Annotated in this window: 12 protein-coding genes and 12 tRNA genes; 1 reads left to right on the plus strand and 23 read right to left on the minus strand. The window is 32.9% G+C overall.

All coding sequences use genetic code 11. The features are described from left to right. Positions 1 to 52: 52 nt before the first annotated feature. Entirely contained in the window at positions 53 to 1,759 is a 1,707-nt protein-coding gene (gene lonB, locus FDN13_RS04745) for an ATP-dependent protease LonB (RefSeq protein WP_138979154.1), read from the minus strand. 193 nt (positions 1,760 to 1,952) lie between these two features. Between lonB and FDN13_RS04750 the strand changes: the two genes are divergently transcribed. After that, the gene (locus FDN13_RS04750; protein ID WP_138979155.1) at positions 1,953 to 3,128 is read left to right on the plus strand and encodes an ISL3 family transposase; all 1,176 of its coding nucleotides are present in this window, start codon (positions 1,953 to 1,955) and stop codon (positions 3,126 to 3,128) included. A 202-nt stretch (positions 3,129 to 3,330) separates the two neighbouring features. Here the strand turns inward: FDN13_RS04750 and clpX are convergent, their stop codons facing one another. The 22 genes from clpX to FDN13_RS04860 all read right to left on the minus strand — a co-directional run bounded on the left by clpX (position 3,331) and on the right by FDN13_RS04860 (position 13,947). After that, complete coding sequence (clpX, locus tag FDN13_RS04755; protein WP_138979156.1) at positions 3,331 to 4,629, minus strand: ATP-dependent protease ATP-binding subunit ClpX; 1,299 nt, start codon at positions 4,627 to 4,629, stop codon at positions 3,331 to 3,333. 18 nt (positions 4,630 to 4,647) lie between these two features. Beyond that, positions 4,648 to 5,238: an ATP-dependent Clp endopeptidase proteolytic subunit ClpP gene (clpP, locus tag FDN13_RS04760; protein ID WP_138979157.1), complete on the minus strand. Its 591-nt coding sequence runs from the start codon at positions 5,236 to 5,238 to the stop codon at positions 4,648 to 4,650. A 46-nt stretch (positions 5,239 to 5,284) separates the two neighbouring features. Next, positions 5,285 to 6,571 (minus strand): trigger factor, encoded by a 1,287-nt coding sequence (gene tig / locus FDN13_RS04765; RefSeq protein ID WP_138979158.1) that lies wholly within the window; start codon positions 6,569 to 6,571, stop codon positions 5,285 to 5,287. 263 nt (positions 6,572 to 6,834) lie between these two features. Continuing rightward, positions 6,835 to 7,719: a ComEC/Rec2 family competence protein gene (locus FDN13_RS04770; RefSeq protein ID WP_138979159.1), complete on the minus strand. Its 885-nt coding sequence runs from the start codon at positions 7,717 to 7,719 to the stop codon at positions 6,835 to 6,837. Beyond that, complete coding sequence (locus FDN13_RS04775) at positions 7,716 to 8,504, minus strand: sugar phosphate isomerase/epimerase family protein (protein ID WP_138979160.1); 789 nt, start codon at positions 8,502 to 8,504, stop codon at positions 7,716 to 7,718. The genes FDN13_RS04770 and FDN13_RS04775 overlap by 4 nt, the downstream gene beginning before the upstream one ends. 346 nt (positions 8,505 to 8,850) lie before the next feature. After that, complete coding sequence (locus FDN13_RS04780; protein WP_138979161.1) at positions 8,851 to 9,651, minus strand: hypothetical protein; 801 nt, start codon at positions 9,649 to 9,651, stop codon at positions 8,851 to 8,853. A gap of 184 nt (positions 9,652 to 9,835) precedes the next feature. Continuing rightward, positions 9,836 to 9,911 (minus strand) — tRNA-Lys (locus FDN13_RS04785). 13 nt (positions 9,912 to 9,924) lie between these two features. Continuing rightward, positions 9,925 to 10,001: transfer RNA gene (locus FDN13_RS04790), tRNA-Arg, on the minus strand. A 21-nt stretch (positions 10,002 to 10,022) separates the two neighbouring features. Then, positions 10,023 to 10,099 (minus strand) — tRNA-Arg (locus tag FDN13_RS04795). A 5-nt stretch (positions 10,100 to 10,104) separates the two neighbouring features. Next, positions 10,105 to 10,178 (minus strand) — tRNA-Gly (locus FDN13_RS04800). 6 nt (positions 10,179 to 10,184) lie between these two features. Continuing rightward, a tRNA-Gly gene (locus FDN13_RS04805) sits at positions 10,185 to 10,260 on the minus strand. Between the two features lie 23 nt (positions 10,261 to 10,283). Beyond that, positions 10,284 to 10,367: transfer RNA gene (locus FDN13_RS04810), tRNA-Leu, on the minus strand. Between the two features lie 22 nt (positions 10,368 to 10,389). Next, positions 10,390 to 10,465 (minus strand) — tRNA-Lys (locus FDN13_RS04815). A gap of 4 nt (positions 10,466 to 10,469) precedes the next feature. Beyond that, positions 10,470 to 10,545, minus strand: a tRNA-Gln gene (locus tag FDN13_RS04820). A gap of 7 nt (positions 10,546 to 10,552) precedes the next feature. Beyond that, positions 10,553 to 10,629 (minus strand) — tRNA-His (locus FDN13_RS04825). Between the two features lie 6 nt (positions 10,630 to 10,635). After that, positions 10,636 to 10,712 (minus strand) — tRNA-Arg (locus FDN13_RS04830). 5 nt (positions 10,713 to 10,717) lie between these two features. Next, positions 10,718 to 10,791 (minus strand) — tRNA-Gly (locus tag FDN13_RS04835). A gap of 62 nt (positions 10,792 to 10,853) precedes the next feature. Next, positions 10,854 to 10,929: transfer RNA gene (locus tag FDN13_RS04840), tRNA-Pro, on the minus strand. Between the two features lie 115 nt (positions 10,930 to 11,044). Further along, positions 11,045 to 11,524, minus strand: a complete 480-nt coding sequence (locus FDN13_RS04845; RefSeq protein ID WP_138979162.1) for a metallophosphoesterase — start codon at positions 11,522 to 11,524, stop codon at positions 11,045 to 11,047. A gap of 15 nt (positions 11,525 to 11,539) precedes the next feature. After that, complete coding sequence (locus FDN13_RS04850) at positions 11,540 to 12,139, minus strand: XTP/dITP diphosphatase (protein WP_138979163.1); 600 nt, start codon at positions 12,137 to 12,139, stop codon at positions 11,540 to 11,542. Beyond that, a complete protein-coding gene (gene rph, locus FDN13_RS04855; RefSeq protein ID WP_138979164.1) occupies positions 12,105 to 12,890 on the minus strand; it encodes a ribonuclease PH in 786 nt (261 codons plus the stop codon). Before rph ends, FDN13_RS04850 begins: the two co-directional genes overlap by 35 nt. Positions 12,891 to 12,966: 76 nt before the next feature. Continuing rightward, positions 12,967 to 13,947 (minus strand): AIR synthase family protein, encoded by a 981-nt coding sequence (locus tag FDN13_RS04860; protein WP_138979165.1) that lies wholly within the window; start codon positions 13,945 to 13,947, stop codon positions 12,967 to 12,969. Positions 13,948 to 14,044 lie beyond the last annotated feature (97 nt).

A 14,044-nucleotide genomic window follows, 5' to 3' on the forward strand; every position in this document is an offset into this window, starting at 1 on the left:
TTATAAAAGAAAAATTTCCAATAAATAAATTAAAATGAATATGCATCTGGTATTAAACTTCCAGATGCTTTCTTAATTCTAATCCCTGTGCTGAAAGTACACCTATATTGGAATCCGTATTTACATTTGTAATTATAGTCTTTTTATTGTCTTTTATCAAAGCTAAATTTATAACTTCTTCTATTCTTGTTACTGGTATAACATCTATATCCATATCTTTGAAGCTTTCTTGATAGTTATCCTTTGGAATAACGACCTTCTTTGCTCCAGCTTTTCTTGCTGCTTCAATCTTTGAAATAACTCCTCCTATAGGCTTAACAAAACCTCTTATTGATATTTCTCCTGTCATTGCAATTGCATTATCAACAGGAATATTTTTAATTGCACTATAAATTGCTGTTGTTATTGCAATTCCAGCAGAAGGCCCATCTATAGGTATACCACCGGGAAAATTTATATGTATATCATATTTTCTTGGATCAACATCAAGATACTTTCTTATAACAGTCAAAACATTATCAACTGAACCTCTTGATGTACTCTTTCTCCTAAATTTTCTTTCCAGTGTTCCAGTTTCCTCTTCATCGACAATTCCAGTAACAATAACTCTGCCATTTGAATTATCAAGTGGTATTACAGTAGCTTCAATTTCAAGCAATATTCCCATATTTGGTCCATATACTGCAAGACCATTTACATATCCTACTTGAGGCTCTTTTTCTATTCTTTTATCAGGTCTTGGATTGTAATGGCCACTCTCTATAACCCATTCAACATCCTCAAGAGTAATATTGTTTCGGTTTTCATTTATTGCAATCCCTCCAGCCAGCTGAACTATATTAATAGCATCCCTACCGTTAGTAGCAAACTTACTAACCCTATTTGCAGCAACATCATCAATCACAAATCCCCCTTTTCTTGCACCATTTTGAGCTATTATCTTTATTTCATCACTGGTAAGTTCTCTAAAAAATATTTCAACACAACGTGAACGAATGGCTGGGGGAATTTCCTCAGGATTTTTCGTTGTTGCTCCAACGAGCCTAAAATCAGCCGGAAGCCCATTTTCAAATATATCTTTTATATGAGTTGGAATATTAGGATCTTCTGAACTAAAATAAACGCTATCAAGAAAAACCTTTCTATCCTCAAGAACTTTTAATAACTTATTCATTTGGATTGGATGAAGCTCACCAATTTCATCAAGGAAGAGTATCCCTCCATGAGCTTTAGTAACTGCTCCTGGCTTTGGTTGAGGTATCCCTGCAATTCCAAGTGGACCTGCACCTTGATATATTGGATCATGAACTGAACCTATAAGTGGATCTGCAATTCCTCTATCATCAAACCTTATAGTTGTTGCATCAACTTCAATAAATTTTGCATCACTTTTAAAAGGTGATATAGGGTTTTTTTTGGCTTCCTCAAGAACAAGCCTTGCTGCAGCAGTTTTACCAACTCCTGGAGGACCATAAACTATTACATGCTGTGGGTTTGGTCCACATAAAGCAGCCTTCAAAGCTTTAATGCCTCTTTCCTGTCCTATTATTTCATCAAATGAAGTTGGCCTTGTTTTTTCTGAAAGAGGAACTGTAAGTGCCATCTGCCTCATTTTTTCAAGTTTTTCAAGCTCTTTTTTGCTTTCCTTTTCAATATATATTTTAGAGCTCTGCTGACCTTTTAAAAGATTATAAAAATAAATGCCTATTATGGCTGTAAAGATTAAATTCAAAATTACTAATACTTGACTACCATACATCATAACCCCTCCTCTTTTCAATCTTAGTATGCTCATTGATAAGCTTTATATACAAAAAAGGTTCTATAATAAATGTTGGGGTGGTAAACCTCAACATTTTTATTTAAATAGAAAAAAGCACTTTATTCAGATGCCAACTTTGCTAAAATAAAATTAACCAAAACAAAATTTTAGAAAGGAGGCATCCAATAAAGTGCTTAAGTATAATTTTATCAACAATTTACTAAACTTAAAAGATGTTTTTGTAAAAAACGTTGTTAATAAAGATGATTTTATTGAGATATTTGTTGAAACTAAAAAGAAACCACATGTTTGTCCAGTTTGTGGCTATACTACATCTAAAGTTCATGATTACAGAAAACAAAGAATTAAAGATGTACCCATTCAGTTTAAAAAAACTTTTATCATTCTTAGAAAAAGGAGATTAGTATGCTCAGAATGCGGTAAGCGCTTTTATGAAAAGCTAGATTTTCTTCCACGCTATCATAGAATGACAAACCGCTTATCTTTCTTCATAATTAACGAACTATCTAATGTTAATAGCATGAAGCATGTTTCCTTAAAAGCCAATGTTTCCACCCATACTGTAAAACGCATTTTTGATACTGTTAGTTATACTGCGTATTCTTTGCCTGAAGTTATATCTATTGATGAATTTAAAGGTAATTCTGGTGGCTCAAAATATCACTGTATATTAGTTGATCCTGTTAATCATAAAGTAATTGATATTATTAAAGATAGACGATTTCATATCCTTTCGGATTACTTTAGAAATTTTAAAAACAGGGATAAGGTAAAATATGTAGTTATTGATATGTGGAGTCAATATGCTGACATTGCTAAAACATACTTTAAAAATGCAACTATCATCATAGATAAGTTCCACTTTATGCGCTACAACACCTGGGCTATAGAAAACGTTAGAAAGCGCATTCAAAAGAATATGGATAAGAAACTAAGGCGATATTACAAAAAAAGTCGAAAACTCATTCTTGCTAGAAAAGATTCCTTAGATGAAGACTCTAAGAGACAACTTGAAATTATGCTTTTATACAATGATGAATTAAGACATGCCCATTACCTTAAGGAATCCTTTTACAAAATTTCAGATGCAAGGTCTGCTTCTGAAGCAAAAATATTACTAAAGGAATGGATTGAGATAGCAAGAAAAAGCGGTATAAAAGAATATATTTCATGTGCAGAAACTTTAAGCAGGTGGTTTAAGGAAATAGTTAATTCCTTTGATGTTCCTTATACGAATGGATGTGTTGAAGGTTTTAACAACAAGATTAAAGTTATTAAAAGAAATGCGTTTGGGTTCAGAAATTTTAACAGGTTTAGAAATAGAATTCTGCATTGTTGCAAGTAATTGATTACTGTACTCTATTTTTCAAAAACCAACATTAGTTTGGTCTTTTTGTTATGCCCATTTTTAGAGAATTTTTGATTCACTTTCTTTAATTCGTTAAAACTTCTTGAAAATTAGCAAGGGCAGGCATTTGAATAAAATGCCCACCCCAACTATTGACATAGAACCACAAAAAAAGAAAAAACCCTATGAAATCATAGGGTTATGAAACGCTTTCACTTTTTAATTTTTTCTTCATATTCGAAGGTTTTTTTGTACCTTTTTTATTCCCTTCACCTAATATTATATCAGGTGGTTGTTTGCTTACAACTGTATCTTTAGTTATAAGGCACTTTGCAATATCTGTTCTTGAAGGTATCTCATACATAACATCAAGCATTAGTTCTTCCATGATAGCTCTAAGGCCCCTTGCCCCTGTTTTCCTTTTTAATGCTTCATCAGCAATTGCCTCTAGAGCCTCCTTCTCAAATTCAAGCTCTACTCCATCCATTTCAAATAGCTTTTTATACTGCTTTACAATAGCATTTTTAGGCTCCGTAAGTATATTAATTAAAGCCTCTTTATCAAGCTGATTTAAAGTTACTACAATCGGCACTCTACCAACAAATTCTGGTATCATACCAAACTTTAAAAGATCTTCTGGAAGTATATGTCTTAAAATTTCCCCAATGTCTTTATCCTGTTTACTCTTAACATCTGCGCCAAATCCCATAGAACTTTGATACATTCTTTTTTCTATAATCTTTTCTATGCCATCAAAAGCTCCACCACAGATAAAAAGTATATTTGTAGTATCAATTTGTAAAAACTCCTGATGAGGATGCTTACGTCCTCCCTGAGGTGGAACATTAGCAACAGTACCTTCAAGTATTTTTAATAATGCCTGCTGTACACCTTCTCCTGAAACATCCCTTGTAATTGATGGATTTTCAGATTTTCTTGCAATCTTATCAATCTCATCTATATATACAATGCCTTTTTCTGCTCTTTCAATATCATAGTCAGCATTTTGAATAAGTTTTAAAAGAATGTTTTCAACGTCTTCACCAACATACCCTGCTTCTGTTAAAGTTGTTGCATCTGCTATTGCAAATGGTACATTTAAAAGGCGTGCAAGAGTTTGAGCAAGAAGAGTTTTTCCCGAACCAGTAGGTCCAAGCAATAGTATATTACTTTTTTGAAGTTCAACATCATCGTTTTTCTGCTTTGGGCTGTTTATTCTCTTATAGTGATTATAAACAGCAACAGCAAGAGATTTTTTTGCTTGATGTTGACCTATAACATACTGATCAAGAAAATCTTTTATTTCTTTAGGCTTTGGAAGATCAGTTAAGTCTACTTCTTGATCAATTTCAAGCTCTTCTTCTATAATCTCAGAACATAATTCTATGCACTCATCACAAATATATACTCCTGGACCAGCTATAAGACGTCTTACCTGATCCTGATTTTTACCGCAGAAGGAACATTTCAACTGCTTTTTGTCATCTACTTTTGGCATCTTTACACCCCTCAATTACTACTTACTCTTCTTGTTTACAATTATCTCATCTATTAAGCCATAAGCCTTTGCTTCTTCCGCAGTCATAAAATTATCCCTTTCTGTATCTCTTTCAATTCTTTCAATAGGCTGACCTGTTCTCTCGCTTAATATCTGATTTAATCTCTTTTTTATTCTAATTAAGTGCTCTGCATGAATAGCAACATCCGTTGCCTGACCCCTTGCACCACCTAAAGGCTGGTGTATCATTATCTCACTATTAGGCAATGCAAACCTTTTTCCTTTTGTACCTGCTGCAAGGAGGAAAGCACCCATAGATGCAGCCATACCTATACATATAGTAGAAACATCACATTTTATATACTGCATTGTATCATATATAGCCATCCCTGCAGTTATAGAACCTCCAGGACTATTTATATATAAAGATATATCCTTATCAGGATCTTCAGCTTCAAGGAACAAAAGCTGAGCTACAACAAGACTTGCAGTAACATCATTTACTTCGTCCCCAAGGAAAACTATCCTGTCCTTTAAAAGTCTTGAATAAATGTCATAAGAACGTTCTCCTCTATTAGTCTGCTCAATAACTATCGGCACTAAACTCATAAAATTCCCTCCCAACATACCTAAAATCATTAAAATACATTATTTATTAAATAGCTTTACTTGACTCCACAACGAAGTCAATAACTTTATTATTTACAATTTCATCTTCAATTATATTTTTTTCTGTCATTAATATAGCTTCTTTCATTTTTTCAAGGTCCTTGCTTCCATAATATTTTGCTATTTCTTCTGCTCTCTTTTCAATTTCATCTTCACTTGCCTTTATATTTTCTGCCTTTGCAATAGCTTCGAGGACAAGTTTATTTTTAACTCTTTGTTTTGCAGGCTCTTTAAACTGTTCCCTTAAACCTTCAACTGTTGTTCCAATTAATTCAGCATACTTTTTAATATCAAGTCCTTGATATTTTAATCTATAGCTAAAATCATTTATCATAAAGTCTATTTCTTTTTCTATCATTACATCAGGAATATCAACCTCTGCTGCTTCAACAACCTTATTTATAACCTTATCTTCGTATTCCTTCTTAGCCTTTAAAGCATTTTCTTCTTCAAGCTTCTTCCTAATATCCTGTTTTAACTCATCTAATGTGTCAAACTCTGAAACATCCTTAGCAAATTCATCATCAAGCTCTGGTAATTCTTTATATTTTACTTCTTTTACAGTAACCTTAAAAAGCGCTGGTTTGCCTTTAAGGCTTTCTTCGTGATAATCCTCAGGGAATGTAACATTTACATCAACAGTATTTCCTGCAGCTACACCAACTAACTGATCTTCAAATCCAGGTATAAATGTTCCGGAACCTATAGTCAACTGATAATTATCTGCCTTTCCACCTTCAAAGGGAACTCCATCTATGAAACCTTCAAAGTCTATTACTGCAATATCGCCATTTTCAATTTTGCCTTCCTTTGTTAATATCCTTGCATTCTTATCCCTCATTAGGTTAAGTTCAGTATCAACATCTTCATCACTAACTTTATATTCTACCTTCTCAACTTCAACACCTTTATACTCTCCAAGCTTTACTTCAGGCTTTACTGTAACAGTAGCAGTATATATAAAGTCCTTATTCTTATCTATTTGCACAATGTCAATTTCTGGATAATCAACAGGGTCTAAATTATTTTCTTCAATGGCCTTTGGATATGTGTCATCACACACAAACTGTACAGCATCTTCATAGAAAACTCCAATACCATAATATTTTTCTATGATTGCCATAGGAGCCTTGCCTTTTCTAAATCCAGGAATATTAAATTTTCCTACATTTTTATTGTATGATTTTTTTAGAGCTTCTTGAAAGTCTTGAGCTGAAACTGTTATTTCTAATTTAACTTTATTATTTTCTACTTTTTCTACCTTTGTATTCATTTATTTTCCTCCTATCCATACATTGGTAAAATTATAAACCATTTTATTATATAATAATATCTCAACAGCATACAATACAATATTGTAATGATACCATAGGCTAAACACATATTCAAGTGTTATAGATTTATTATAATATAAATTTTATATTAATGACTCTCTTTTTATAAATTCGTTCTAAAAAACATAGTTTTTTATATAATAAAAATTCACTATTTAATATTGATTATACCCTTATTAACATATATTTTAAACAAATAATACTAATTTATTGTTGAAGTTTTTATGTCATTCCCATTTGTTGTAAATATTATCGTCCCATCTATATCAGTTCTAAAGGTTTTTATTTTCATATCACTAAGGAGTTTTAACGTTTCCCTATGAGGGTGTCCATAATCATTATTTTTTCCACAAGAAATAACTGCATATTTGGGAGATACAGCATTTATAAAAGCCTTCGATGAAGATGAACTGCTTCCATGATGACCAACTTTTATAACATCTGCATTTAAACCCATAGCATTTTTTAAAATTTCATTTTCTGAAAGTTTCTCAGCATCTCCCATAAGTAAAAATGATTTATCTTTGTAAGTTACCTTAAGAACAGCACTGTAATTATTAAGCTCATCATATTTTTGACTATTAGGAGCTAAAAATGCAAATTTTACTCCATCTATATCAAAGCTTACACCAGCAAAAGCATTTTTAACTTTTAAACCCTTATTCTTAATTGCTGTCATAAGATTTCTAAACGTTGATGTGTTAGATGTAACCTTTGGCATATATATATTTTCAACATTATAATTAGTGATTACTTCATCAAGATTTCCAATATGATCTTCATGAGGATGAGTAGCAACTACAACTTCAAAGCTGTTAATGTTTTGCCTGCTTATAAATTTAAAAAACTTCTCCTTTTCATTTTGTGACCCTGAATCTATAAGTACATATTTGCCTTTAGGTGTTTTTATTAATATTGAATCTCCTTGCCCAACATCGATAATAGAAACAATAAGATTTTCATTTACACTCCCATTACTATGATTTACAGAATCAGAAATATTTTTTATTTCTTCACCTGTAACACATGATGATAGCAAAATTATAAAAAGCATTAATAAAACTGATAATATTTTTTTTATCTTCATTCATTATCACCTAACTCTTCAATATACTTTTTAGCAATTTTTAAATCCTCATAAGTATTATAGTTTTCCCTGTATAGTTCAATTATAAATGGAATATCTTCATTTATACTTTTTACATGTTTTACAATGCCTTCTAAATTCATCTGACCTTTTCCTGGCAAAAGGCACGTAAAACCATATCCTGCATCATTTATATGGACATTGATAAGTTTTTGATTATATAATTTTAGATAATCAAAGGGACTTTTTCCGCTTCTTATTGCTTGTTTTATATCAAGAGTATAATATATATCATTTTTCATATTTTTAGTAACATCTCTAATGAAGGATAAATCGCTTGTTCTACACCAAGCAACATTTTCCCATGCTATTTTTATACCATACTCCTTTGATATATTGCATAGATAGTCCATACCCTCTGCAACTTCCTTATAATCTAATGTCTCCTGAGTTTTTCTAAGACCATGAAAGGTATAGCACTCAGCTCCAAGTACATTTGCAGCTTCACACATTTTCCTAAACCTTTTTTCCATCTCATCTTTTCTTCTCTGATACTTATCAAACAAATATGGTTCAAATCCTGCTGAAAATCCATGTACTGAATAAATTTTTACACCAAGTTTGTCTGCCCTATCTCTCAAATCTAAACAAAAATCATAATTCATTTCACATTCTGCTTCAAGAAATACCTCACATAAATCAAAACCCAAATCACTTATAATTTTAATTGTGTCCTCAGTATTTACATGAGGATAAAAGCAAGCCGTAGAAATTCCAACCTTCATTTAAATCCTCCAAAATACAATTTAATTTATAATTTTCAAATTTATATTTTTTTATTAAAAATTTGATATTTATAGTATAAAAATAATTATAGTGGATATTATAATAAACGTAGTTAAAAATTTAAAAGTCTAAAAGGCAATCCCTAAGCTCCTGTTTGTTCCTGTTTTAGTGCTGCCGTATAATAAATACATATTGTTTCCATGGGGATTGCCTTTTATATTGCCTTTTATGCTTCATATTATGCAAAATAACTTTTATAAGCCTATTTTACAAAAAATTCAACCCCCAAAAGCTCCTTACTACATTAATATGAGTAAAATTATGTATTTTGTACATCTTATATTCTCATTTTGAAATAAAATAAGCTCCTTTTTTAAGATAATACAAACTATTTGATGATTTAATCCTAAGGTTACCTTCTGAATCATATCCATCATAAGCTATGCTATTAAAGTCATTTCCTATTAAACCAATTTTCCTATGATTACTACCATCAATGTTTACTGACCATAAATAAAATTCTCCCTGTCTCTTAAAATATGGAAGCTGGGATATATAAACTATTCTATTATCATTAGTAAAATGTGGTTTAAGCGACCATATATAATTGGGATTAGCTTTAAGTACAGCATCCTTTTCATAAATTTGACCTGTTGAATATGATTTATAAAATTGCTTTGTTATATTCTTAAAATTTCCATTAATATCTGCTAATATTACATCATTTAATGCTGCATCATCAAAAACAATATATTTTTTATCACGTGAAATATCATAAGAAGTTGAAGATCCTGTTAATTTTACAAATTGCTTTTCATTACCCTTTATAGTATATTCTATTTTTATTAAGCTTTTAGAAGATTTATATTCGTAGCTGAAAAGCTGTTCCTTTTGAGTATTTTCTGTTTTTTGTGTGGGAGTATTTTTAACAGTATCAGTCTTATTATTTGATGTTTTTTCCTTAATCTGCTGCTTAACAGGTTCATTTCTTTTAAATAATTTTATATTTATATCATTTTTATTTAAATAATACTTACCTGCAAAAAAAACAGCACTAATCAAAATTAGAATAATTAAAATTATATTTATCCTTCTTCTTCTCATTTGCTGTTCATATTTACTACTAAATATGCTTGGCTTTCCCATACCTACTCCTCCCAAATGATACTATAAATAATTATAACCTATTCTAAAAAATAAAAAAAGGAGATTGTATCCCATTAATCTATTGATATAAATTAATTTGCTTTTAAAGCAATAAAAATTGTATCACTAATAAAATTTGTTCTTTAAGTTATAAAAAAAAGAACCATCCTTTGATGATTCTTCTTGGTGGGCCATCGGGGACTCGAACCCAGGACACCCTGATTAAGAGTCAGGTGCTCTACCAACTGAGCTAATGGCCCATGTATTATATTCTGGTGCGCCCAGTAGGATTCGAACCTACGACCTTCAGATTCGAAGTCTGCAACTCTATCCAGCTGAGCTATGGGCGCATATCATAGCCTAGCCTTTTCTGGTGCGCCCAGAGGGATTCGAACCCCCGGCACACGGCTTAGAAGGCCGTTGCTCTATCCAGCTGAGCTATAGGCGCATATTTGGAGCGGGTGATGGGAATCGAACCCACGTAACCAGCTTGGAAGGCTGGCACTCTACCATTGAGTTACACCCGCATGTTCTGGAGCGGAAGACGGGACTCGAACCCGCGACGTTCACCTTGGCAAGGTGACGCTCTACCAACTGAGCCACTCCCGCATATTAATTTAAACTTTAGACAATGGTGCGGGCAGAGGGACTTGAACCCCCACGCACGAGGCGCTAGATCCTAAGTCTAGTGCGTCTGCCAATTCCGCCATGCCCGCATGTTTTTAATATATTTAATTTTGGTGAGCCACCGGGGAATCGAACCCCGGACACCATGATTAAAAGTCATGTGCTCTGCCGACTGAGCTAGTGGCTCATAATGGCTGGGCAGGCAGGACTCGAACCTACGCATGCGGGAGTCAAAGTCCCGTGCCTTACCGACTTGGCTACTGCCCAACATTTTTGGGGTGGATAGTGGGGCTCGAACCCACGGCCTCCAGAGCCACAATCTGGCGCTCTAGCCAACTGAACTATATCCACCATTTATGGTGCGCCCAGAGGGATTCGAACCCCCGGCACACGGCTTAGAAGGCCGTTGCTCTATCCAGCTGAGCTATGGGCGCATATTTGGAGCGGGTGATGGGAATCGAACCCACGTAACCAGCTTGGAAGGCTGGCACTCTACCATTGAGTTACACCCGCATATCGTCAAGCGAATTATATTATATCAGGTTTTTTAAAACTTGTCAACCACTTTTTTTAAATGGTCGGGGTGACAGGGATTGAACCTGCGACCTCATGGTCCCAAACCACGCGCGCTCCCATCTGCGCCACACCCCGAGACATTTTTTATTATTTCTTCCGGCGACAATATAGAGTATACAGGATATTATGTTAATCGTCAATACCTTTTTTATAAAAATATATATTAATTTCAATAAAAATTTTTCCACAATCAGCACTCAAACCTGAAAAGCTTAAAATCTACATCCCCTTTATCATCTATTAAAATCATTGCACAACCTGGCTTACCATCCCTTGGTCTTGATACACTACCAGGATTTAAAAAAACAACACCAAAACTATTATTTATGTCCTGAACATGAGTATGGCCATATAAAACAAGCTGTGCATTAACTTCAAGAGCTTTAAAATAAAGACTATCTATTCCATAATAAACGTTATATCTATGACCATGTGTAATAAATATATTCTTTCCCCTGATATTTATCACTTTTTCTGCTATTTTCTCTGTTCCAAAATCATTATTACCGCTAACATATTCAATTGGCAATTTATACTTTTCTTTTAGTTTAATTATATCCCTGTAATCATCTCCTAAATGAATAATTAAATCAAGGGGCTCCATCATCTTAATAGCCTTTTCAAGCATATATAGATTGCCATGTGAATCACTAACTACTCCTATACGCATTATGTCCTCCCCCTATTAGCCTTTAAGTTGTAGTTTTTCCTTTAAATCATGTAAAGCCCTTGCACGATGACTAATCTTATTTTTTTCTTCTGACGATAGCTGTGCAAAAGTTTTATTAAGTTCTGGAACTATAAAAAGAGGATCATATCCAAAACCATTACATCCTTTCTCTTCAAAACCAATAATTCCTTTTATTTCTCCTCTTGCAAAAATCTTATCCCCCTCAGGTGTCAATAAAGCTATAACAGTTACAAACCTTGCTCCTCTTTTCTCCAAAGGCACATCTTTCATAAGATGTAAAAGCTTTTCATTATTCTTTTTATAATTTCCCTGCTCACCTGCAAACCTTGCTGAATATATTCCAGGGGCTCCATTTAACGCCTCAACTTCAAGTCCTGAATCATCACCAATTGCTGCAATCCCCGTTAAATCTACAACAGCTTTAGCTTTGATATAAGCATTTTCTTCAAAGGTTTTCCCATTTTCCTCTACTTCTAATTCTATTCCTGCATCCTTTAATGATAATATTTCAATGTTATAATCCTTTAAAATATTCTTTATTTCCTCAACCTTATGCCTGTTATTGCTGGCTATTATTATCTTGTTTAATCTCATTGTTTTCTCCTCCGGTCCCGATTCTTTTACCATCATCTCCAAGACAGTCCTTTTGAATTGATATAATCTTTTCTATTCCTTTATGTGCGTATTCTATAAGTTTATTTAATTCCTGTAACGAAAAAGGATTGTTCTCTCCTGTACCCTGTATCTCAACAAATTCTCCCTTATCTGTCATTACAACATTCATATCAACTATTGCCTTTGAATCTTCTTCAAAGCACAAATCAATCATAACTTCATTCTCAACTATTCCAACACTTACTGCTGCTATGTAGCTATTAATTGGATATATTGGAAAATTAGATGTTTCATTTAATTTATTTATCGCATCAACAAGAGCAATAAAAGCCCCTGTAATTGCTGCCGTACGTGTTCCTCCATCTGCTTGTATAACATCACAATCTATCCATATAGTTTTTTCACCAAGTACTTTTAAATTAACAACCGATCTTAAAGCTCTTCCTATTATCCTTTGTATTTCAGCTGTTCTTCCATCTATCCTACCTTTTGTAACCTCCCTTTGCTTTCTAACATGAGTTGATCTTGGAAGCATGCCGTATTCACAAGTAATCCATCCTTCCCCTGTACCCTTTAAAAAAGGAGGTACTTTATCTTCAATCGAAGCAGTGCAAATAACTTTTGTATTACCTGACTCAACAAGTACAGAACCTTCTGCATGCATAATATAATTTCTTGTTATTTTGTATGTCCTTAGTTCATCATTTTGTCTTCCATCAATTCTGGCCATTTGTAATCCTCCTCAGCTTTTAAAAAGTAGAAAATTTTAATATATTCTTAATATTTTTATCGATACCAGCAATAAATTATAGACTTACTTTGTAAATCTCATCTGAATCTGGAGGAAAAAGCTCTATTTCTTTACCCTCAGAAAAAAGAATCCTTCCTTCTTTTATTATTTTGCCTACAACTTCTGCCTCTATTCCACATTCTTTTAATCTTTTAACAAGCCCATCTCCATTACAGCAGCTAATTATCATGCACCCGCTGGATATAAGCCTTAATGGATCTATATTTAATTCTTTGCATATTATTTTGGTTTCTTCCCTTACAGGAATTTTATCTTTATAGATATAGGCACCCTTATCACTTGCCTCAGTTACTTCCCATATTGCTCCTAATACTCCACCTTCAGTAGCATCGTGCATCGCATTAACTCCAAATTCAGATGCAACAAATCCAATCTTTACAACACTAATATCATTAATAAAACTTTGTGCCTTTATTAGTATATCATCATTTATTTTACCTCTCAACTGTTCATAATAATCGCTTGCAATTATTGCAGTACCTTCAGAAGCTGCATATCCTGCAACTACTATATCATCGCCAAGCTGTGCACCAGAAGTTGTTATGTATTTTCCGTTAATACCTTTCCCTATTGCTGTTAATGAAAGTACAATTTTATTTACAGCATCAGTAATCTCTGTATGCCCTCCTAAAACATCTATATTTAATTCTTCACACGCATTATTTATCTCATCCATCACCTTTTTTATATCATCAATGCTGCATTCTGTTGGTGCAAGTATTGTAATTAGTATTCCAATAGGTCTTACCCCTGATGAAGCTATATCATTGCAGCAAATATGTACTCCTATTCTACCTGCATTATTTTTAGCAGCAGTAATGGGATCTGTTGTCAGCACACATATATCTTCTCCAAATTTTATTATTGAGCAGTCTTCTCCGACTTTTGGTCCAACTATAATGTCTTTGTTTTTCTTTTTTATACCCTTTATTATTATATCATTTAGTACATCATTACTAAGTTTACCACATTTCATTTTTAAACCCTCCGTTTCAAATATAATTATACATTTATAATCTTATCATTACAAATAAATAAATTTGCAGTAGGATAGTAAATTTGCATGTCCCAGA

Origin of the sequence: Caloramator sp. E03 (assembly GCF_006016075.1) — a bacterium.
GTDB lineage: Bacteria > Bacillota > Clostridia > Clostridiales > Caloramatoraceae > Caloramator_B.

Coding starts and splice junctions, on each gene's coding strand:
- lonB (WP_138979154.1), bottom strand. CDS start 1,759: ATGTATGGTAGTCAAGTATTAGTAATTTTGAATTTAATCTTTACAGCC.
- clpX (WP_138979156.1), bottom strand. CDS start 4,629: ATGCCAAAAGTAGATGACAAAAAGCAGTTGAAATGTTCCTTCTGCGGT.
- clpP (WP_138979157.1), bottom strand. CDS start 5,238: ATGAGTTTAGTGCCGATAGTTATTGAGCAGACTAATAGAGGAGAACGT.
- tig (WP_138979158.1), bottom strand. CDS start 6,571: ATGAATACAAAGGTAGAAAAAGTAGAAAATAATAAAGTTAAATTAGAA.
- FDN13_RS04770 (WP_138979159.1), bottom strand. CDS start 7,719: ATGAAGATAAAAAAAATATTATCAGTTTTATTAATGCTTTTTATAATT.
- FDN13_RS04775 (WP_138979160.1), bottom strand. CDS start 8,504: ATGAAGGTTGGAATTTCTACGGCTTGCTTTTATCCTCATGTAAATACT.
- FDN13_RS04780 (WP_138979161.1), bottom strand. CDS start 9,651: ATGGGAAAGCCAAGCATATTTAGTAGTAAATATGAACAGCAAATGAGA.
- FDN13_RS04845 (WP_138979162.1), bottom strand. CDS start 11,524: ATGCGTATAGGAGTAGTTAGTGATTCACATGGCAATCTATATATGCTT.
- FDN13_RS04850 (WP_138979163.1), bottom strand. CDS start 12,139: ATGAGATTAAACAAGATAATAATAGCCAGCAATAACAGGCATAAGGTT.
- rph (WP_138979164.1), bottom strand. CDS start 12,890: ATGGCCAGAATTGATGGAAGACAAAATGATGAACTAAGGACATACAAA.
- FDN13_RS04860 (WP_138979165.1), bottom strand. CDS start 13,947: ATGAAATGTGGTAAACTTAGTAATGATGTACTAAATGATATAATAATA.